The organism is Brevibacillus reuszeri (assembly GCF_001187725.1).
GTDB lineage: Bacteria > Bacillota > Bacilli > Brevibacillales > Brevibacillaceae > Brevibacillus > Brevibacillus reuszeri.
The window spans coordinates 61,778-82,144 of sequence record NZ_LGIQ01000016.1; the positions used below are offsets into that span (position 1 = coordinate 61,778).

22 protein-coding genes, 1 pseudogene and 1 riboswitch are annotated in these 20,367 nt (G+C 47.7%); of the genes and pseudogenes, 3 read left to right on the top strand and 20 right to left on the bottom strand.

The genetic code is table 11. The annotated features are described in order from the left end of the window. The first annotated feature begins 34 nt into the window (after window positions 1-34). Window positions 35-1,270, top strand: a complete 1,236-nt coding sequence (locus tag ADS79_RS30875; protein ID WP_049742322.1) for an MFS transporter — start codon at window positions 35-37, stop codon at window positions 1,268-1,270. A gap of 82 nt (window positions 1,271-1,352) precedes the next feature. On the opposite strand, the gene ADS79_RS30880 is transcribed toward ADS79_RS30875, so the two are convergent. The 6 genes from ADS79_RS30880 to rnjA form a co-directional block, all read right to left on the bottom strand. Then, a complete protein-coding gene (locus tag ADS79_RS30880) occupies window positions 1,353-3,074 on the bottom strand; it encodes a DUF4179 domain-containing protein (RefSeq protein ID WP_049742323.1) in 1,722 nt (573 codons plus the stop codon). After that, entirely contained in the window at window positions 3,071-3,625 is a 555-nt protein-coding gene (locus ADS79_RS30885) for an RNA polymerase sigma factor (RefSeq protein WP_049742324.1), read from the bottom strand. The genes ADS79_RS30880 and ADS79_RS30885 overlap by 4 nt, the downstream gene beginning before the upstream one ends. A gap of 306 nt (window positions 3,626-3,931) precedes the next feature. Next, window positions 3,932-4,627: an SDR family oxidoreductase gene (locus ADS79_RS30890; RefSeq protein WP_049742325.1), complete on the bottom strand. Its 696-nt coding sequence runs from the start codon at window positions 4,625-4,627 to the stop codon at window positions 3,932-3,934. A gap of 101 nt (window positions 4,628-4,728) precedes the next feature. After that, window positions 4,729-5,619, bottom strand: coding sequence for an aldo/keto reductase (locus tag ADS79_RS30895; RefSeq protein ID WP_049742326.1), 891 nt, complete (start codon window positions 5,617-5,619; stop codon window positions 4,729-4,731). A 119-nt stretch (window positions 5,620-5,738) separates the two neighbouring features. Continuing rightward, window positions 5,739-6,170 (bottom strand): BrxA/BrxB family bacilliredoxin, encoded by a 432-nt coding sequence (locus ADS79_RS30900; RefSeq protein ID WP_049742327.1) that lies wholly within the window; start codon window positions 6,168-6,170, stop codon window positions 5,739-5,741. Window positions 6,171-6,258: 88 nt separating this feature from the next. Then, window positions 6,259-7,932: a ribonuclease J1 gene (rnjA, locus tag ADS79_RS30905; protein WP_049742328.1), complete on the bottom strand. Its 1,674-nt coding sequence runs from the start codon at window positions 7,930-7,932 to the stop codon at window positions 6,259-6,261. 248 nt (window positions 7,933-8,180) lie between these two features. Here rnjA and ADS79_RS30910 point away from each other — a divergent pair, with 248 nt between their 5' ends. Next, window positions 8,181-8,525: a YqzG/YhdC family protein gene (locus ADS79_RS30910; protein ID WP_236700168.1), complete on the top strand. Its 345-nt coding sequence runs from the start codon at window positions 8,181-8,183 to the stop codon at window positions 8,523-8,525. A gap of 4 nt (window positions 8,526-8,529) precedes the next feature. On the opposite strand, the gene ADS79_RS30915 is transcribed toward ADS79_RS30910, so the two are convergent. The 3 genes from ADS79_RS30915 to ADS79_RS30925 all read right to left on the bottom strand — a co-directional run bounded on the left by ADS79_RS30915 (window position 8,530) and on the right by ADS79_RS30925 (window position 9,881). Further along, window positions 8,530-9,156: an SCO family protein gene (locus ADS79_RS30915; RefSeq protein ID WP_049742329.1), complete on the bottom strand. Its 627-nt coding sequence runs from the start codon at window positions 9,154-9,156 to the stop codon at window positions 8,530-8,532. Between the two features lie 45 nt (window positions 9,157-9,201). Further along, window positions 9,202-9,510, bottom strand: coding sequence for a rhodanese-like domain-containing protein (locus tag ADS79_RS30920; protein ID WP_049742330.1), 309 nt, complete (start codon window positions 9,508-9,510; stop codon window positions 9,202-9,204). Between the two features lie 131 nt (window positions 9,511-9,641). After that, window positions 9,642-9,881 (bottom strand): hypothetical protein, encoded by a 240-nt coding sequence (locus ADS79_RS30925; RefSeq protein ID WP_236700161.1) that lies wholly within the window; start codon window positions 9,879-9,881, stop codon window positions 9,642-9,644. Window positions 9,882-10,005: 124 nt separating this feature from the next. After that, a riboswitch (SAM riboswitch) is annotated at window positions 10,006-10,113 on the top strand. Window positions 10,114-10,206: 93 nt separating this feature from the next. Between ADS79_RS30925 and ADS79_RS30930 the strand changes: the two genes are divergently transcribed. Continuing rightward, window positions 10,207-11,511 (top strand): homocysteine synthase, encoded by a 1,305-nt coding sequence (locus ADS79_RS30930; RefSeq protein ID WP_049742331.1) that lies wholly within the window; start codon window positions 10,207-10,209, stop codon window positions 11,509-11,511. A 98-nt stretch (window positions 11,512-11,609) separates the two neighbouring features. On the opposite strand, the pseudogene ADS79_RS34740 reads toward ADS79_RS30930, so the two are convergent. The 11 genes and pseudogenes from ADS79_RS34740 to ADS79_RS30980 all read right to left on the bottom strand — a co-directional run. Next, window positions 11,610-11,699: pseudogene (locus ADS79_RS34740) on the bottom strand (TasA family protein); the annotation flags it as partial. A gap of 40 nt (window positions 11,700-11,739) precedes the next feature. Beyond that, the gene (locus tag ADS79_RS30935) at window positions 11,740-12,339 is read right to left on the bottom strand and encodes a TasA family protein (protein WP_049742332.1); all 600 of its coding nucleotides are present in this window, start codon (window positions 12,337-12,339) and stop codon (window positions 11,740-11,742) included. Between the two features lie 242 nt (window positions 12,340-12,581). Next, window positions 12,582-13,106 (bottom strand): signal peptidase I, encoded by a 525-nt coding sequence (locus ADS79_RS30940; RefSeq protein WP_049742333.1) that lies wholly within the window; start codon window positions 13,104-13,106, stop codon window positions 12,582-12,584. A 15-nt stretch (window positions 13,107-13,121) separates the two neighbouring features. Then, on the bottom strand, window positions 13,122-13,967 hold the full coding sequence (locus tag ADS79_RS30945) for a RodZ family helix-turn-helix domain-containing protein (RefSeq protein WP_049742334.1): 846 nt from the start codon (window positions 13,965-13,967) through the stop codon (window positions 13,122-13,124). A 12-nt stretch (window positions 13,968-13,979) separates the two neighbouring features. Further along, window positions 13,980-14,648: a hypothetical protein gene (locus ADS79_RS30950; RefSeq protein ID WP_152969587.1), complete on the bottom strand. Its 669-nt coding sequence runs from the start codon at window positions 14,646-14,648 to the stop codon at window positions 13,980-13,982. Further along, on the bottom strand, window positions 14,638-15,960 hold the full coding sequence (locus ADS79_RS30955; protein WP_049742336.1) for a SipW-dependent-type signal peptide-containing protein: 1,323 nt from the start codon (window positions 15,958-15,960) through the stop codon (window positions 14,638-14,640). The genes ADS79_RS30950 and ADS79_RS30955 overlap by 11 nt, the downstream gene beginning before the upstream one ends. Beyond that, window positions 15,942-16,502, bottom strand: coding sequence for a signal peptidase I (locus ADS79_RS30960; protein ID WP_049742337.1), 561 nt, complete (start codon window positions 16,500-16,502; stop codon window positions 15,942-15,944). The genes ADS79_RS30955 and ADS79_RS30960 overlap by 19 nt, the downstream gene beginning before the upstream one ends. Window positions 16,503-16,673: 171 nt before the next feature. Next, the gene (locus tag ADS79_RS30965) at window positions 16,674-16,868 is read right to left on the bottom strand and encodes a hypothetical protein (RefSeq protein WP_049742338.1); all 195 of its coding nucleotides are present in this window, start codon (window positions 16,866-16,868) and stop codon (window positions 16,674-16,676) included. A 96-nt stretch (window positions 16,869-16,964) separates the two neighbouring features. Continuing rightward, a complete protein-coding gene (locus ADS79_RS30970) occupies window positions 16,965-18,119 on the bottom strand; it encodes an HD-GYP domain-containing protein (RefSeq protein ID WP_049742339.1) in 1,155 nt (384 codons plus the stop codon). Between the two features lie 44 nt (window positions 18,120-18,163). Beyond that, window positions 18,164-18,790: a response regulator gene (locus ADS79_RS30975; RefSeq protein WP_049742340.1), complete on the bottom strand. Its 627-nt coding sequence runs from the start codon at window positions 18,788-18,790 to the stop codon at window positions 18,164-18,166. Continuing rightward, complete coding sequence (locus ADS79_RS30980; protein WP_161807330.1) at window positions 18,783-20,336, bottom strand: sensor histidine kinase; 1,554 nt, start codon at window positions 20,334-20,336, stop codon at window positions 18,783-18,785. Before ADS79_RS30980 ends, ADS79_RS30975 begins: the two co-directional genes overlap by 8 nt. Window positions 20,337-20,367: the final 31 nt, after the last annotated feature.

Below are 20,367 nucleotides of genomic sequence, written 5' to 3' on the forward strand. Positions count from 1 at the left end.
TACTTGTAAATCCATTTTTAAGGGGTGAGTCACCGTGTTTTCCCCAGCGTCCCTGCTTAATCGTTATCCACGCGAAGCGCTATTTTTCCTGGTTGCCAGCTTCATCAACTCTTCTGGCAGCGCCTTCATGTGGCCCCTCACTACGCTATACGTACATACGATTTTACAACGCTCCATGACTGAAGCCGGCTTTGTTTTAATGATTCAATCCTTGGCCGGAATCGTGGGACAATTCGTCGGTGGTTCACTATTCCATCGACTTGGAGCCAAGCGCCTAATTGTAGGAGCTCTGTTCGTTCAAGGTCTCATTCAGCTGTCGATTCCTTTTGTGCATAGCTGGCCCCTTTATTTGGCACTTATGACTGGACTTGGCTTCACGTTCAACCTGTCCTTTCCAGCCATTCAGGCATTTATCGGTTTTCGTTGGAAAGAACAGCGCAGAGAATTGTTTAACATTGTCTATGTTGGAAATAACTTAGGGATGGCAATCGGCACCTCCTTGGCTGGTGTGATCGCAACATTTTCCTTTCAGCTTACTTTTTTGTTCAACAGTGTGAGCACATTGCTGTTTGCCTTGTTTTTCTTCCTATTTATGAAAAACATGTCACATCAAGAACTCATTGGAGACGCTGCCAAAGCACACAAGGAAAAGAAGCGCACAAATCCGTTTACCCTGCTTTTTCGCTATCAGCTCTATTTGTTCATGGCGCTTGGTGCTGGCTTCATCTTCTTTTCCAATACCGTTTGGAACACAGGCGTGGCTCCTTACATTACTGAAAAAGGGATGCCGCTATCCTCTTATAGCTGGCTCTGGACGGTCAATGGCATTATCATTTTTGCGGGTCAACCGATTACGTCCTGGCTCAAGCGCATCATGCGACAAAATCTGTCTGCCCAACTCATTGCCAGTGCAGTTCTGTATGCAGTAGGCTTCGGATTTATGTTCTTGTACCACGACAGCTACTCCGCGTTTATCGCTGGAATGATCATTACAACTTTTGGTGAAATGCTGATCTCCCCTACCATCCCTACATTTATTACAGAAAGAACCGGGGAGTTCGCACCGTTTTATTTAGGCGTAGTGGGAGCAATTACGACAGGAGGGCGACTGCTCGGTCCACTTGCGATTGGCTACATGTATGATCAGGGTGGAGTTGAACCTACTTTGTTGCTAGCAACGCTTGTCGCGACGGCTTCCGTCCTGCTCTGTCTGCTGCACTCCTTTTTCCAGCGTGAAAAGCCCAGTCAATCAGCCAGCTCGTCGCTTTAGACATATTTTTTGCACAAAAAGCCGCCCGAGTCCTTTTCAGGAACGAGCGGCTTTTTGGTGATTCATGGATCGACACGTACGATTACTTTTCTCGTTGAAGTGGAATTTCCCAATCCACCTTGTGCTCTTTGATCATCTGGTCAAACGAAAGCGTAACCTCTTTCAAATCTTCCTTTTCGCTAATTATAGCGAGTTGGCCACTGAACTCTACCCTGCCATCTTTCTGTACTGCTTTTTTGGACATGGCCCCCAGCGCTCTCACAGCTGCTTTCCCTTCCTCATCTGTTGCTTTCCAAGTTCGAGTAACAATAGCAGCAATGTCTTTGGCAAGCGTACCTTCTACTTTCATTTCGTAGACGATACGCCCGCTATCAATTTGCTTCTGAACCAATTGGAACGTAAATTGATTTCCATCACTCTCCGCTTTTATTGGTTTTTTCTCAAGTTCAGCCAAGTTCAGTTTTGTACGGAAAGAAGACTTCTCCTCTGTATAGACAGCATCCAGCTTCATCGTTGCTTTCTGTGTACTTTCAATTGGGGTAAACGTGTGAATCCATTTCTTCGTTTCAAACCAGTCTACAGCTTCGACACGACTAGGACCATTCCAGATCACGTTTGTATCAGGGTAGTCGTCACCTTCATAAAATCTCACTCTTATTTCTTCCCAGCTGCCAAGATTTGTACCCTTTTCATCAATTAATTGATAATGAAGAAAGCTTTTTCCTTTCCCTGCTTTATTCTCTGAAAACACGAATTGTGTACCGCTTGGCGCATACCGCACCTCCTGTAGAGCAACGAACGTTTCTTGTGGACCAGAAAACTGCTTGTTGATCGCTACTGTTTTCGAAGCAGCCTTGGCTGGTCGCATATCAATCGGAATATCCAGATTCCAGGTTCCTTTTGTTTCGCCCAAGCGCTTCACTCGCAGCTCTACAATGAGTTCGTCTGGTAGCGGATTTTTTTCATCAAAGAAATTGGTCAGGTCTCGTTGAATCAAAAAATTTTCACCGTTTTGCAGTAGTCTCCACTCAAATGCCTCCAAATTCTTTTTGTAGAAGGGAGTCAATACTTTCCCGTTTTTGTCCTTTAATCGAATCTCACGGAATTCATTTACATTTGAACTGTCAATGATCGTATATTGGTCCTCCACGAGTGAATTCATTTTTGTTCCATCCTTCTTCGTCACAGATCCCAAAATCGCCAAGCGCAATGGATCAGCCAAAACTGCCTTTACTTCCACGGTTAACCCCTGATCTGTCGCTTTCAAATCGAGTGGTTTTACAAACCCTTTGGTGGCTGCCGCAAGTACTCCCCGATCCGTCTCTTTCTCATCGAACAAGCTGACGACTTGATTACTAACATTTGCATAAGGCCCCTTGATCTGGCTTACAGGGCTCGAGATGCCTACGGCTTGATACAATCCACTTACATAAGAAGCAAATGTAGGGGAAACAGCCGTTCCGAGTGTTACGATTACTGCCAATCCAGCAACTGCTATTGTCGTTTTCTTCACTATATCCACACTCCGTTTTTTCCAGTTTTTTTGAACGGATGATTGAGGGTCAATCGTTTTAAGCACCTTCAACGGATAGGCGGGGAGTTTTTCCATGACATTTTGGACAATTGCCTCTGTATCCCATTGTTCTTCTTCGCCATCAGTCATGTCCAATCCATCCATATATTGTTCAAACCTGTTTAGGCATGAGCCGCATGTCATCAAATGATGCTGTAGCTCTTGCTTTTCCTCGAAAGAGAGCTGGTCTTCCAAAAAAGCGTCCAGCATAACTTTATCCAAGCATGTCATAGATAAAAGTCACCCCCTTTTCCTGTTCTCGTTATGGAATCTCTTAGCTTCGATTTTCCTCTGGAGATGCGTGTTCGAACGGTACTAAGCGGAACACCCAGCTTTTCACTAATTTCTTCATAGCTCATAAATTGGAGGTAGCGAAGTTCCAGGACGATACGATATTTGGGCTCGAGGGTCATCATCCGGTTTTGCAAAAAGGCTCTTTGCTCTTTCGCCAGATACTCCAGCTCGGGTGTCTCGGTTGTGAACAGCTCCACTTCATCGTTTGTCATCTGGAAGGACCTTTTGCGTCTTCGCAGCTCATCGAAGCAATAATTCGTCGCGATCCTGTACAACCACGCTCCAAACGCAAAGTTTTTGTTGTATTCGCCCAAGTGATAATACACCTTGATAAAGATTTCCTGAGCCATATCCTGCTCATGCACGGATTGCCCGATCATTTTGCGAATGAGCAAGCGAATTCGTTTGTTATATTTTTGTATGATCTGAGTGTAAGCTTCTTTGTTCCCCTGAAGGACCTCCTCAACAATCACCCTATCGTCCTGCATCTGTCTAATCCTCCTATAAAAAACCTCTTGTCGAGTCCAGTTCATGGATAACGCTACCGGATGCTAGAGTAGGTTGTGCCCGCTGAACCAGGATGCGAGTGCGAGGAGAGCTACTTTCTGATTCAGTAAAAAGGCTCGCTGCGCAGCTATCCGCCTTTTTGCTCCTACATTTATAAGAGACGGAAAATGGTGGGAAAAGATCGCAACTATTTTTGCTGATAAGACAAAACCTGGCAAGACATAGCTTTTTTATAAATAAAAAAAGCTGCCGAGATTCCCTCGGACAGCTCTTCCATTCACGATTCTTTAGTTTACCGGCGGACATGTAAGCGACTTTCCGTTCGCTGCTGAACCAAGCCCCATTATGTAAGGAACTGCAACATGGCTCCACGCATCTGGATTCGGTGCAGATGCCACTTCATCCGGCGAGCATGAACGAAGCATAGAAGTATCGATGCTTCCCCCGGGGTCGAGGGCAACCGCTGCCATTCCTGCAGGTAATTCTGCAGCAAGTGACTGGGTCAAGCCTTCGATGGCAAACTTAGAAGCACTATAAGGGGCTAGCATCGCTTCACCATATCTGCCCCAATAAGAGCTGATATTGACGATGACTCCCCCCAGCCCGCGCTGAATCATCTCAGGTAAAAAAGCCCGCGTAATATGGAAAACACCGTTTACATTCACATTCATGACTGTGGAAAACTCACTCGCTGTGAGATTCATGACAGGACTGTTGCGATTCACAATAGAAGCATTGTTAATCAGTAAATCAGGAGCACCAGCTTCAGCAAAGACATGCTCTGCCCATTTTTCTACCTGTCCCCAATTCGCTACATCGACTACCGTAAAATCATGCTTATCTCCGAATTGGCTGCGTAGTCGCATCACTTCCTCCTCCGAACGTCCGCAGCCTGCTACTGTCCAGCCGGCTTCATGGAAGCGATCTACCATCGCCCTGCCCAATCCCTTGGTTACGCCTGTAATAACCACAAGCTTGCTCATATGTATCCCCTTACTTTTTTCTATATATTAAATATTTTAGTATAATAACAAGCGAAATAAAAGCCCTCTTTCCCACATTAATGGAAAAAGGACTTATCCACTCACTTGTCCTGCTGCTTCAGAAAAGGCAACTCGGGTAGCTGATACCACTCACCAGACATCCATTCACGTGCTTTCCAGCGCAGAACGTCCGGACGAACCAGCGGCATGATCTCGCGGAACAGCTCCACTCGTTCAATATCTGTCATCGGCACGAATGTATTTGCAGCAGCAAGATCAGCCTCCAGCTCCTCCATTTTGCTGACGCCAAGGATTGAGGTTGCAACAGGCAGGCTCCAGGTATAACGAAGCGCTTGCTCTGTCCACGGAGCCAGCTTTCCAAGCCCCATTACCTTCATCCCGATTACGGCAACACCATTTTCTACGGCTTGCGGCACGAAATCGTGGGCGAAGCTGTAAATAAAGTGATCAAGCGCAGAAAGAGCTACCAACGCACTGTCAAATGGATAACGGCGAATCGCTTCTGCCAAAAGACGAGGGTCTGTATGGCCACTGATGCTAATTTTTTTGATCAGTCCTTGTTCCTTTGCTTCCAGCAATGCTTCGAGCGCTCCGCCCTTGGCAAAAATCGCTTCCAGGTCATGTGGCTGCATGATATTGTGCATGCGCCATTCATTGACATAATCCGTCTGGAGCCGCTTCAGGCTGCCCTCCAAATCCTTGAGTGCCAAATCACGTGTCCTGCCCCCGGTTTTGGTTGCAATCCATACTTTGTCACGCAAGCCCTTGAGCCCTAGTCCGACACGTGTCTCTGATTGACCATCACTGTAGCTAGGCGCTGTATCAAAATAGTTAACCCCGGCTTCCACAGCACGGCGAATAATCGCGACTGCCTCTTCCTCTGTACAATCATGCTCATCTACAATCCGCTGGGCACCAAACCCAAGCAAAGAAACTTGATGAGGGTCTCGTCCAAATGAACGGGTTTTCATCCTGTTCTCGCCTCCTTTTCTGGTAGTAGAAACCTTTTCCATCCTCTTATTGTATGTAAGCTTCATGCGTACAAACAAGACGCCCGTTATCCGAGCGTCTTGATGTACGTTCTATTCTTTTACTCGCTGAACTTCTCGTAAGCACTGGTCAAAAGATTGGAGATCGTTTGCAGATCGTTGTTCTCAATCTGGTGACGCTCGATCATTGTCATGATCTTGCCATCCTTCATGATCGCAAAGGACGGGGAGGAAGGTGCATAGCCTTCAAAATACTCACGAGCTTTTGCAGTCGCTTCTTTGTCTTGTCCAGCAAATACCGTGTAGATATGGTCTGGCTTCGTGGAATGGTTCAAGGAATGAACAACAGCTGGACGTGCAAGACCAGCAGCACAGCCACAAACGGAGTTCACTACAACCAGAGACAAGCCTGTTTGGTTAGGCAGTGTTTGCTCTACTTCTTCCGCAGTGCGAAGCTCTTGGAATCCGTTGCGAGTCAATTCATCACGCATTGGTTGAATCACTTGGCTCATATATGCTTCATATGACATCATTGGGCAACCTCTCCTTTGTCTAACACATTTCCATTACGTATATTATACCCCGTTTATGTCCATTGGAGAATCAGCAAGTGCGTTCAAACTACACTTCCATCAAAATCGTCAGGATCATCGGGTTGCGTCCTGTCTTCTCGTAAATAAACGGCTTGATAACCTCGTTGATTTGCGATTTCAGCTCGGACCACTCTTTGATCTTTTTCTCCAGTGCTTCCTGCAGTCGTTGACGGACGAGCATTGTCGCTTCCTGGATGAGAGACTCGGACCCGCGAACATACACGAAGCCACGGCTCACGATATCTGGGCCAGTCAGGATTTTGAAGTTTTTCATATCCAGGCTGACGACTACTACCATCAGTCCATCCTCAGCCAAATGCTTGCGGTCGCGCAGCACGATGTTTCCAACATCCCCTACACCGCTTCCGTCAATCAGAACGATACCTGCTTGTACTTTACTGAGCCATGCCTTTTCGCGATTGCAATTCAGTACATCGCCGTTATCCATGATAAAGATGTTGCTCTCCTCAATTCCCACCTGCTGCGCCAGCTTGGAGTGCGTCTTGAGCATCCGGTATTCCCCATGAATCGGAATGAAATACTTCGGACGGATAAAGTTAAGCATCAGCTTTAGCTCTTCACTGCTACCGTGACCTGATGCATGGATGTCAAATACATGACTGAGCACCACATTCGCACCAGCACGATACAGCTTGTCAATCGTCCGACTGACATTGATCGTGTTGCCAGGGATCGGAGAAGCCGAGATGATCACGGTATCTTCCGGATAGATCGAAACGGTACGGTGCGAACCGGAGGCGATACGCGTCAGCGCAGCCATTGGCTCACCCTGGCTGCCTGTGCAAATAATCAGCACCTGGTTATCCGTATAGTTGTCGATGTGCTTGATGTCAATCAGCATGCCCTCAGGCATCTGGATATAGCCCAATTCTTGTCCAATCAAAAATACCTTTTCCATACTGCGACCGATTACCGCTACTTTGCGATTGCACTGTTCAGCCGCATCCACGACTTGCTGCAGACGGTGAACGTTGGATGCAAAGGTAGCGAGAATGATGCGGCCACGCGCTTTGCGGACAACATCGAGGATACCTTCGCCTACGGTTCGCTCTGACATGGTAAAGCCGGGACGCTCACTGTTTGTACTATCGGAGAGCAGCGCCAATACATCACCGCTCGCACCAATCTTGGCAATTTTACCGTACTCCGTTGTTTGTCCCACTGGTGTCATATCAAATTTGAAGTCACCTGTATGAATGACCATTCCCTCAGGCGTTTGCAGAACGACTCCCAGGGAATCCGGAATACTGTGGTTCGTGCGGAAGAAGGTCGCCTTCATCCGGTTGAACGGAATTTCCGTGTCTTCCGAAACCGGGATCATCTTTACATCATTTTGCATTTTGTGTTCTTCCAGCTTCGCCTTGACCAAGCCCAGGGTCAGACGACCACCGTAAATCGGCACTTTGATTTGGCGCATAATATAAGGAATCGCCCCAATATGATCCTCATGTCCATGCGTCAGCAAGAGTGCCTTGATTTTATGCTGGTTATCTACCAAATAGGAAACATCCGGGATAACCAAATCAATGCCGAACATTTCATTCTCGGGGAATTTTACCCCGCAATCAATGATGATGATCTCATCTTCATACTCGACGCAATACATATTTTTTCCGATCTCGCCGAGGCCGCCCATCGCGAAAATCTTAACGTCGCCCAATCTCTTTCCTCCTAACTTCATCGTGCATGATTTTTTTGGGGAACCCGAACCAAGCATGCCATTCTTATTGTAACACAACGCGAGGCGTTCGTTTCATCTTGTCTCAGCAATCTACACATAGTAACGAGCCATTATTTGTTAGTGACTGGAAAATTGTACCTAAAGAGACAGGGTAAAAGCAAGCTGCGACACTTACAGAACCGACCAACCGGATCTTTCCCTTTTTTGTGCACACTAGGCATACACCAAACGAAATTTTTTTGTGGGAGGTGCCTACGCTGCTTGTCTTCGCCAATTTTCCGCGGATCAGCGCACGTATCACTGTTTTGCTCACGTTTCTCATAGCCTTGACCTTTGTCTCTCCAGCTTATGCCGAGCCTCCGTATGCCAAGTGGGGAAGAATGGCCATGCAGCAAACCAAGCAGCATTATCCACAAGCTCAAATTGTCGATTACTTGCACGTAGGACGCATAAAGAAAACGCCCACCACGTCTGAGGAGACGTTCAAGCTTTTGCTCCAGGAGGGCAATCGCAAGCGGGCGTTGTTCGTTCATATTGAATTCGATAACAACACGGAAAAAGTCGTACGTATCACGTTTGATGAACGAGCATGAGCAGCTAGTCGGCTAGCTGTACCATCTCTTTCATCATCTGATCCATGTCCATATCGGCTGCCATCCCGTACGCGCGACGCATGTTTCCGTCCCCATCGACGAGGAACATGCGGGCTGTATGGGCGATAGTGCCATCCGGCTGCTTCAGTACCGCGATGCCGAAATCCTTGGTCACCTTTTCTATAGCCTGTTCATCACCGCGCAAGAACTTCCAGCCGTTTTGGTCCGCTTTAAATTTATCCGCATATTGCTGCAAGACCTCCGCTGTATCAAAATCAGGATCAAACGTAATGGAGATGAACTCTACCTTGTCTCCAAACAGCTTCTTTTCCTTCAGCTGATCCTGCAGCTTAGACATGTTGTAGGTAGTCGCCGGACAAATATCGGGACAATTGGTAAACATAAATTCAACCAGGCGAACCTTCCCTTTTCCTTCTGAAAAAGTAAAGGCAGACCCGTTGCTGTTATCCAAGGAAAAATCCTGAAGCGGCTTCATGACAGGTATTTGCTCTCTCGCCATGTACTTGTAGCCCAACACCCCAACGATTGCCAGAATAATGATTCCTGCCAACACAGGAAACCAGTGCTTTTGCAGCCCTGATGCCTGTTGTTGCTGTGCGCCTTCACTCACGAGTACTTCCTCCCCTGCTTTTCCAAGCTTTTTCTCTATGTAGGTCTATTCCTTCTCACCAGGCCACGCCAGCATTCCGCCGACCATGTTCGCCACGTCATAGCCTTGTGCACTCAAATATTCTGTAGCTGAATGACTGCGTGCGCCACTGCGGCATACCATCACAATCGGAGTGTCTTTATCCAGTTCCTCGAGGCGATGGGGCAAGAAGCCGAGCGGAATGAGCTTTGCCTGTTTGATGTGACCAGAATTCCACTCTTCCAGCTCCCGTACATCGATCACTTGCACATTTTCATTTGCCTCCAGCTTTTCCAGAAGCTCCTGTGGTGTCATTTCTTTCACGCCGTATTCCATCGTCATTTATCCTCCTAAATATGTACATTGCATGCATCATGATCAACTCTCATCATATCATACGGAATTACTCATTTCTAACGGGTCACCCCAGCGGAAAGTGAACGTCCAAAGGCGAAATTGTGACGTTTCTATATTTTTCCTTCGCGAATCCATGTCACGATGCGAAAGGAGCCATAGAGGGAGGCGAGCAACAGGCAGAAGAGCATGAATACCCACTTGCCAAACTCATTGATTTCTCTCAGACCACTTCCATTTTCAATGACATACTTCCCAAAGTAGATCACAAGCCCATAACAAAACAAATTTACAATGATCAACGCGATTCTTTTCGTTATTTTCTGCTGGTTTGTTGAAGGTTCATCCTGCAATCTTTATTCCTCCTCATACTTTTGCAAAAAATATCCTCAATATCCACCCTGATAACTTTACATTTATGGATTGACAGCAAAGCATTGTTTTTCATACAATTGTGACAACATGAATGACACACTTTTTTCATCAAGAGCGGTGGAGGGACAGGCCCTATGAAACCCGGCAACCAGCATAAGCCTATGCGCGGTGCCAATTCCTGCAGAATCCATAGATTCTGAGAGATGAGCGCAAGTCCGCGTATGACCGGAGCCTTCTTCTTCTCAGGAGAATGGCTCCGTTTTTTATTGCATTCATTCTACCATAGAAAAAGGAGAGATGATGATGTCGGATCAACAACAATGGAAACCAGAAACACTTGCAGTCCATGGGGGACAAGAGGTTGACCCTGTTACAGGCTCACGCGCTGTTCCTATTTACCAAACAACCTCCTATGTATTCCGTGATACAGAGCATGCAGCGAATTTGTTCGCTTTGAAGGAATTGGGCAATATTTACACACGGATCATGAATCCTACACAAGACGTTTTCGAAAAGCGCGTCGCTCTCCTCGAAGGCGGCGTAGGCGCTCTGGCGACATCGTCTGGTCAGGCAGCCATTACATTTGCCATTCTCAATATCGCACATGCAGGAGATGAGATCGTAGCGTCCAGCAGCCTGTACGGCGGTACGTATAATCTGTTTGCCCATACACTTCCGCGCCTCGGAATCAAGGTTCACTTTGTAGACCAGTCCAACCCTGAGAACTTCCGTGCAGCTATCAACGAGAACACGAAGGCACTCTTTTGCGAAACCATCGGCAACCCACGCATCAACGTAGCCGATCTGCAAGCGATTGCCGATATCGCTCATGAAAACGGTGTTCCGCTGATTGTAGACAACACTTTTGCCAGCCCAATCCTGTGCCGTCCATTTGAGCATGGCGCTGATATCATCGTCCATTCCACCACCAAATTCATCGGGGGTCATGGTACAGCAATCGGCGGTATCATCGTTGACTCTGGCAAATTCGACTGGAACAACGGCAAATTCCCTGGCCTGACGACTCCAGACCCTAGCTATCATGGCGTCGTTTATACTGACGCAGTCGGCCCGCTGGCTTATATCATTAAAGCTCGCGTACAGCTTCAGCGTGATATTGGTGCTGCCGTAGCACCTATCAACTCCTTCTTGTTCCTGCAAGGACTTGAAACATTGCACCTGCGCATGGAGCGCCATAGCCAAAACACTCTCGCAGTGGCGAAGTTCCTCCAGAACCATCCAGCAGTGGACTGGGTCAGCTATCCGGGGCTTGAGGGCGATGCCAATCATGCTCTTGCCCAAAAGTATTTGCCAAAAGGGGCTGGCGCAATCCTTACCTTTGGCATTCGCGGCGGCGTAAAAGAAGGCAAAACGCTAATCGAATCTGTGAAGCTGTTCTCCCATCTGGCAAACGTTGGTGATTCCAAGTCGCTTGTCATTCACCCGGCAAGCACAACGCATCAGCAAATGAATGAGGAAGAGCAAGCTGCAGCAGGTGTAACACCAGGCCTGATCCGTCTCTCGATCGGTACAGAGGCAATTGAGGATATTATTGGCGATTTGGAGCAGGCATTGAAGAAAGCAACTGAGCTCTCCGCTATCAGCTAACCTCATTCCAAACAAAACATGACCTTGTCGGCCCTCAGGCTGGCAGGGCCATTGCAAAAACAAAAAGCACGCAACTCACTTGGCGAGTTACGTGCTTTTTAATGTGCGCTTCCCCTCCCCTGCAAGGCTTCGAATCTCCAGCTCAGCGTAAGCTTGTCACCCTGGAACACATTCTGGTCTTGGCCATTGTCATGAAAGGTTGCCCCACCTTCGTCATCTCATCATGATTTACGGATTGATATGTGTACCAGCTGTTTGCGTAGCGTCAAAAGTCCATTTCACTTTCAAGCCATCGCCTTGGAAAATGTTTTGATCTTGTCCGTTGTCTACGAAGATGATGCGAGCGACGATATTGTTGTCAACACCGCTAGCAAGAGATTGGCCGGTTGCTTCATTATAAGCTTTGAGCAGGTCAGGACGATTGGTTCCTTGCTTTTGGCTGAGGTTGTACACGCTCTCGCGCAGAATCACACGCTTGCCTTGCTCATAGTTGTCCATCAGCTCAACCACCATGTGCTTTGCGAGGTCATCGCTTCCGTTGTCATTTTTTGCATCTGTCACAGAGTACTCTGTCGTCAGGTATACATTTTTGATATCGAGCGAGCCGCTGTTTGTAATTTTGTACCATCTGTCTGCCCAATCACCTGGCTTCATGTTATCTACGTTAAAGACTACTTCTGGTGTCACGGACAAATCCAGTGTACCTGCTGCGAACGTATTGTTAACCTCTTCCCGGTCGCTAAAGTATGCAAATGTTCCTCCACCGATCAATGCTGCACCCAAGCCTACGGAAGCCAAAGCCAATGCGAATTGCTTTTTCAAATTCATTTTTCAATTCCTCCTATACCTTATTTTTTCATTTATGGCACCTATGGTTGGTGTGCCTTACACTTTTCATAGTACGGATTTTGAAAGATTCTATCTTCCTGCGTCAGGGTGAAAATAGGAGGATGAGATGGATGAACTCTCTCTACAACTCATCCGCTACCCTCCCTCCTACTTGAGTATGAGTTCTTATAAATCCAACAAAAAAAGATCCCGATCGATTCGATCGAGATCTCCTACCCTTGCTAGTTTGCCGGTGCCTCTGCCTCTTTTACCAGCTTAAACAGCTTCCAAATCTGGCTGACGATCAAATAAACACCAGGTATTCCGAGGAAGACGAGCATGCCTATTTTTGACTGGATAAAATCGATCAGATATCCAATCAGCGGTACTGAATACTGGACTTTTCCGATCAGGCGATCTGAGGTTACTGGGACAGAATCAATCCCGTTATTGGCATCCCCTTTCGTGACTAGCGCACCGTCCTTCCATTCCATGACCCGGTGCGTTACCGTCAGATTGTCTTCATTTTTAAACGTGACGATGTCTCCTACTTTGATATCCGCAAACGGTGTATGCCCAACCGCCACAATACTTCCCGTATTAAACGTCGGGGACATGGAGCCGCTGAGTACAACCATAATCTCATTTCCAAGCAAGGTTGTTTTTCCGCCATTCATTTTTCCTATGAACAGAAATGCCGTTAGCGCAATCACAAGTACAAGTAGGATGGTAGTGAAAAGAGATAGCGTTCTTTTTACCATAGCCATTTTAGGATTTCCCTCCTATTCGTTTTCCTTTGCCAAGCCTTGATCATCGTTTCCTTCTACTGAGACTGGTTCTTCTACAACAGGTTCTTGCCTACGATCTGAATCCGTTTCAGGCTGTACCGTTGCTGAGGAATCTGTCTGAGGCTCCTCCGATGAGCCAGGCACTGGGCCACTCGCATTATCCGTTGAATCAACAGGTGTACCCGCATCGGTAGGCGGTACGGGGGTTTCCGCGGTAGGCAGAGGATCTGACGGTGCAGGAGAACCAGACGGCGTGCCCCCTGATGGCGCTGGCGTCCCAGGTGCCGCCTCCTCGCTCACCTCTGTCGAACTGCTGTACGCGGTATGTACAGTCAACGGAATCTTCAAGGAGTAAAACCCTCCGAGCGCTGTAATGAGCAGTTCTCCTTTTTCCGTTTTATTTGCTGTATCAACTTTATTGCGGTTATGGGCAATCCGAAATACGATTCCCTCTTCTCCCTTTATCGCCTCCACCTTTTCAACTGTTACCTCGTCATCCGCCATCCCGGTTACTTGTATGTTTTCCACGTCCAGTTCGAGATGATCGCGCTGGGGAATGAACGAAATGCGTTGAACCCCTTCTTGTACGGAGGTTCTGCTCTCTGTCGACTCCGTTGAGCTACCGTCTGCATTGTGGGTGCGCTTCACCTTCACTCGATTGGTTACTTGCGTTCTCAGCTCCAGCTGCTCTGTTTCCGTCACGAATACATCCTCATTTGTTCCAGTCGAAACCGAATAGGCTTGTTTCTTTTCACTGGTCAAAAAAGAAAGCGTTCCATGAAAAGGAAAGATATTCAGTCCAAGCGTGACTGCCATCAACCCAATCGCCACTCTTTTCAATTCCCTCCCCCCTTACTCAGCATAAACCGCGTCTGCTGTTGCTTGCTTCGCCAAAAAACGCAGCTCCAGCTCCCCACTCACAGACTGAAAGCTATGATCGATGCCTTCTTCTGGCAGATAGACCGTGATGGCAAACGCTTTGTCGCCGCCTTCCTCAGTATGAAATGTATTCTCTGTGCCATTCACGTGTACTAGGCCAGGTGTTTCCTGATGCAGCTCGCGCACCAGACCCTCGTAGATTTTGTCCTTGCCTTCCTCAATTCGTATGTGAAGGACTTCCTCCAGCTTTTGCGCACCGCCCGGCTTTTCGGAATCTTTGACCCTGGCTACGATTTTGTAGGAAAAGTCCAGATCACTTCCTCCTTTGGAAAGCGTCGCTTTCAGTTGACGAGCATCCCCCGGGATCATCCGGGATAGATCGATAGACTGATTACCGCCTTGTACGACCTGCCACTCACTCCCCAGACTGCTTTTGGATATGTCCAGCAAACCAATGCGAAAAGGATTTCCGGAATCCTTGACCTCCTGCCACATCCAGCTGTACGTATTCGCAGGCTGCCCCCACAGTGTGCTGGCTACGCCAACCACAAAGAAACATCCGATTATCTGATCACGAACCAATCCCCAACCCACTCTGGATCGACGGCGTGATCGAGAGAGCCTGTCCGGCTTATTCCCCATAGTTGTTGTTTTCCAGGTACACATCTGCTTTGTGCAGATGGAGAGCCAGCTTTGTCGCCTCGCCTTCGCCCTCTTTGATCTCCTTAAATCCGTCAATGCCATCACCTACCCGGACTCCGTCGCTATCTACTGCATGCTTGCTTACTTTGGTAAAGTCGTTATCGATGATTTGGATTTGCGATTGGTTGTCGTTTGCGATGACAACCGCATGTTCTACTCCACTAAAAATGTTATTGTCCACCATAACCGCTTTGATCGTATCCGCGAGGACAATCGCTTGATTCCCTCCGTCAAATGTACTTTCTTTTACAGTCAAGCCTTCGAGGTAGCTGCCAGAATTGGTATCCTCATCACTTTTACTGTCAGTATGACTGCCTGAACCGGTTTGAATCGCGATATCGTAGCCAGCAAAGATGCAATTGCGGAAGCTGACATTGGACCCGACTAAAAGTCCCGTCCCACTGCCCTCAAATCGGATTCCTTCGAAAGCGGTTTGGCTGACCTCCAGCTCATCCGCACTGACGATAACCTTGCCCTCCTGACCAGGGGCTGCTTTCCATGTAATGTTTTTGGGCAGATCCAATCCACTCAGGTCATACCTGCCTTCAGCCAGAATAAAGGTCATCCCTTTCTTGGCTTCGCCAGATGCAAGCTTGGCGTCTTCTTCCTTTTCGATCCGGTTTGCCAGCTTCCTCGTTTCCAAAAGAGACGTTCCGCTCAGATCATTTGGCGTAAAGGTCATGACAGGACCGCTCTGGGCAAAGTAATCGCCGTTTTCCTGCTGGGTGGCGAGAAAACCAAAGTTGATCTCTGCCATTTTTTCCTGGACTTCATTCCCCGTGCTCTCCGGTAAATAGACCGTAAAATACAGCTGATCACTCGTGCCTTTTTCCAGCTCGGGAATAACCACGTTAGCCTGCGTCAACGACTGGACACGGCCATGGTAGAGCAGGTGATCATCGCTGCCTCTTCTGATCTCTGCAACCAACTGATTGTATACGATATCGTCACCAACGCCTTTTTCAGCGAGCAAGGCGTACTTTACTGGCACATCGCTATTATTTTGAATACTCAGTGATTTTTGGACGCGTACTCCTGGCAAAAACGGCTGATCCTCTTTTGACTGAAAAGCAGCTAGACTTTGTCCCAGACTGATCTCGAGCTTGCCGACAGCAAAGGTATTTCCCGCTTCTGTTTGGCTTGTAAAGTATGCGTAAGTGCCAAAGCTGGTGCTCGCGGCAATCGAACTAATCAAAGCCGTACCAACCAAAATCCGTCTCCACGGCCAATTTTTCATTTGCTCCCACTGCATGATAGCTCCCCCTCAATCATCTCGGTCTGAATCGGCTTCTGACTGCGTCTTTGCCTATACTGCAAGTAAAAGACATACACGAAAAAACTTGTTACAGACATGATCATCGTAATGGGTTCCTTTAACCCCTTTTGAATGCTTGCCGCATATGGAATCGTAAATACGACCTTTCCCACTAAACGGTTCGGGTCTGTCCATCCCCCATCAGACTCCAGGTTGGCATCTCCTTTTGTTTGGAGATAGCCATTATCCAGCCGCTGCACGACACGGTGCGTAATTAACGAACGCGACTGGTCATCCTTCCAATACGTCACTACATCACCCGGTTGCGGCACATCGCTTCTATACCGCGTGACGATGACCATATCCCCTGTGTGAATGGCAGGTGCCATACTTCCTGTCAAAACAGATAGCACCCTCCAGTCTCCTGCCCCTGGCATACCATCAGAATTGAACCGGCTACTCGCGTAAAGAAACAGATTCAGCAAGATAAAAATAGCGAGCAATATGATAACACCCTGCTTCACTAAGCGAATTCCCACTCCGACCACCTCTTTGTTTCATTGTACGTGACAGGTCATCCCTTATCTTCCACCACTGGAAGGACTGCCGTCCCTCAAAAGGAGGAAGATTTTTACCATCCAGAATGAGCTCGTCTCATACTGAAGGATGAGGAGGAACGAAAAAAAACTGCCTCGGGGGCAGTCTCGTTTTTATGCGGTATCTTCTTCAGCAGGTTGTACCAGCTGTAATCGCTTCGGTATGGTTGGACGAACAACGATGATCCTTTGGGTGACTGGAGAGGCTGTAAGCAGCGTGATATCTTTGCCGCAATACGGACAAATCCATTGGTACCAATCGCCGCTACTATAGGAATTTCGATCGCAATTCTTACATTTTTTCTGCATCAAACTCATCCCCTCCCCATACCTCTACTCTATCCATCCCGTCCCTTTACGTACATCGGGAGCCGGAACCATTGTATCTAGCCATCAGGATGAGATTCATCCCACCATGGAAGGAGCTTTGGATACAAGAGTTGGTGACTGAATCTGCACTGCAACAGCAAACGCGCGCACTACCTTTTCATCGTAAGAAGTACCAGCCATCGCGCAAATTTCGTCAAACGCCTCTTCCAATGTCACGATTTCACGATAAGAGCGCGCAGTCGTCATCGCCAAATAGCACTCCACCAGTCCCAAAATTTGCGGTAGCAGGGAAACCTCCTCGCCTTTTCGCTTATGCGGATATCCTGTGCCGTCAAATCGCTCATGGTGATTCTCCAGCGCTTGAATCACACGCGCAAATGCCGGGTCATCTCCAAACATTTCCCGCCCAAAATGACAGTGCTCCTGAATAATCTGGAATTCGAAAGCCGTCAGCTTCTCATGCGTCTCAAAAACATAATCAGGCCATTTGATCCTGCTCACATAATGCAGCAGCGAGAGCAGCTTGATTTCCCAATCCGTAACCTCTTCGTTCGGAAATTCTCGGAGTATCCGCTTCATCAGGCGGCTCATCTGATCGATTTCCCTGCTGCTGGTCTGCGTCTTCCTCTCTACGATGGGGACAAGCGTATTGAGCAAAGTGATGGCGTATTCCCGGTTGTACGCCTCTTGGGAGCGTTTTGTATCGTGCATGATTTTATTTACTGTACCGTATCCCAGCCATGCACAAATGGCGCTGGCTGCCGCCAGAATCAGATAAAAGACCGTAGCAAGACTGAAGGCCTGACTATATCCTGTACCCAGCGACAACACGTAAAGGATATAACTGACAGTTCCCCATACCCACAACAAGACCTTATCGTGAAAAAAGCTGAGAAAGATCGGATAGAGCAAAAATACGAACCAGGCGTTTGCAATCTGGTGCGGGTTGTATAAGCATAAAAATAATATCAGGGAAACACCTAGAAAGGATGACACGTGATACGAGCTAGTCTCTGTCATGACATAGCGCTTATGCAAGGCATAAACGGTCCAGGCAACCGCTGCACAAACGATGAGGCCTGCCCTTACTGTCCAGTTGGACATGACAAGACCCAAAGCGTGCAAAGCTACAGCAAACAATGCATCGATACTGACTAAAATAGATACCCAGTAAAACATGGAATCCGCCAGATACTCCGCGTGATTTCTGTTTTTCCTTCGCAGTTTCATCGGCACTCCCTCTTCACCATTTTTCCACGTAATGAAACGAAAGATTATTTACGTGGTACTTTGACCAGACCTTTCTTAAGCGCATACAGAACAGCCTGTGATCGGTTGGGTTGTCCCGTTTTTCGTAGGATGCTGCTGACATGTGTTTTCACGGTAGCTTCTGAGATGTACAGCTGCTGTGCAATCTCTGCGTTACTCAGGTTCTCGACAATCAACTCGAAGATCTCCTGCTCGCGATCCGTAAAAGAAATTTCGAGCCTATCTTTCTTTTTTTGCTGGAGCTTGGATTGGAAGCAAGAGTAACCCATCATCACCATATCCATCGTACTCAAAATTTGCTCTGGCGCTGTGTCCTTCATGATGTAGCCATCTACATTCGCTTCCAGAGCGCGAAAGACATCCTCGCTTTCATCAAAGGCTGTCAGAATCAACAGCTTGATATCGGGTAGCTGCTCTTTTAACACTTTGCAGCTGTCTATAACCGAAGCCCCGGGCATTTTCAAATCAGATACGATCAAATCAGGCTTTAGGGCAAGCGCCTTGGTCACCAGCTCGTCTCCATCGCTCGCCTCATCAACCACGACGTAGCGAGGTGAGCTTTCCAGAATCATTTTCAAACCTTCACGCACAATCCAATGATCATCAACCAATAAAAGCCTTACATTATCCATATCTCTCCACTCCCCTCCTCGGGATTATCGCCAGCACCTCTGTTCCTGCATCAGGCTGAGATCGGATCTGGAAGGTCCCTCCCACCTGCATGATCCGCTCTTTCATCCCGATAACGCCAAACGTCTTTTCTCCCGACGCCTCTTCTGGCAAAAACCCGATACCGTCATCCTTGATCCGTACCTTTACCTGCAGCGATGATGCTTCCATCGAAACAGACAAGCTTTGCGCCTGTGCATGCTTGACTACATTTGCCGCAGCCTCTTCTACCAAGCGATAAATCGCATCCTGGACCTGCAAATCCTCGTCGATTGCGTGTCCTTTGGCACTAAACCGAATTTGCAAATTAGAGCCAGCCCCCATGCGCTCTAGCAGTTGCTCGATTGCCTCTGCGATTTGCTCCGATTCCCGAAACTCTCGTAAATGTGTGATCGTTTGACGTACTTCTTGATGACACCACTTGACATGCTCCTCAATCAGTTCCAAACGTTCTGTCAGTTGCTTCGTGACCTCTGCTGGCATGGAACGCTTTAATTGAAAAAGCTGTGCGGATAAAAAGAACAATTGCTGCGCAAGTCCGTCATGCATATCCTGCGCCAGCTTTTTTCGCATTTCCTTGTGCAGAGACTGGGCAAGCTCGTAGCGCGCACGGCTTTGTTTTCTCTGCTGGCAAACGATCGCCGCTACTCCCTTTAGCAATAGCCGATCAACTCGATTCAAATCGTTTTTCGACGATAGCGAAAATATCAGCCACCCCCATGTTTCACCATCCAGTCGAAGCGGCATGCATGCGTATGTATCCTCCTGCCCCGCATAGTCAACGAATTGCCGAATGGACAATCGTTTCCACTCCTGGGCACCGGCATCTAGCAACGTATTGAGAAAATATTCTCTCTTCCAATCCCCGTCCACGTCATTTTCTTGGTAGAGGCATAAATACGCTTGCTCACACCGATAGACGCGTCGAATCATTTGCTCGGTATAGGCGCACAGATTCAGCTCGGGGACAGATGCAACCTTTCTCATAAACAGGTAAAGGTGAAAGCATTTTGCATAAAGCAGCTTCATCATTCTCAACAGCGTGAGTGAGACAAAAATAACACTGATCCAGATCGTAATATCAAGAAGCAAGCGAAGTTGGTCGAGTTTGGTTGGGGGAAGGATCATACCAAAGGAATGATATTCAGGGAGGAGCGAGGCGGCAAGGAAGAACGAACCAAGAATAAATAGCACCTGCTCTATCCGTAAAACGATCATCAGCCACAGCATCGTTGTGTACACATAGAGCATAAACGGACTGCTCCACTTGCCCGTCTGGACAATAAAGAACAGGGCTATTGCCATATCTACCAGCCCTAGCAAAAACCACGATCGTTCTGGAATCGCATAGCACAGAATCACAATGTATAGAGAACAAACGATCACGAAAATCATCAACAAACCGTAGTTCCAGGTAGGCTCGTCCAGATAAAAAAAGAAAAAAGCCAATAGAAGCACCCATTGGAAAAAGTACATCACCAGTCTTATTTCTTTCAGCAGTCGAATCATAGAGCTTTGCTCCATTCCTCTTTGTCAAAAT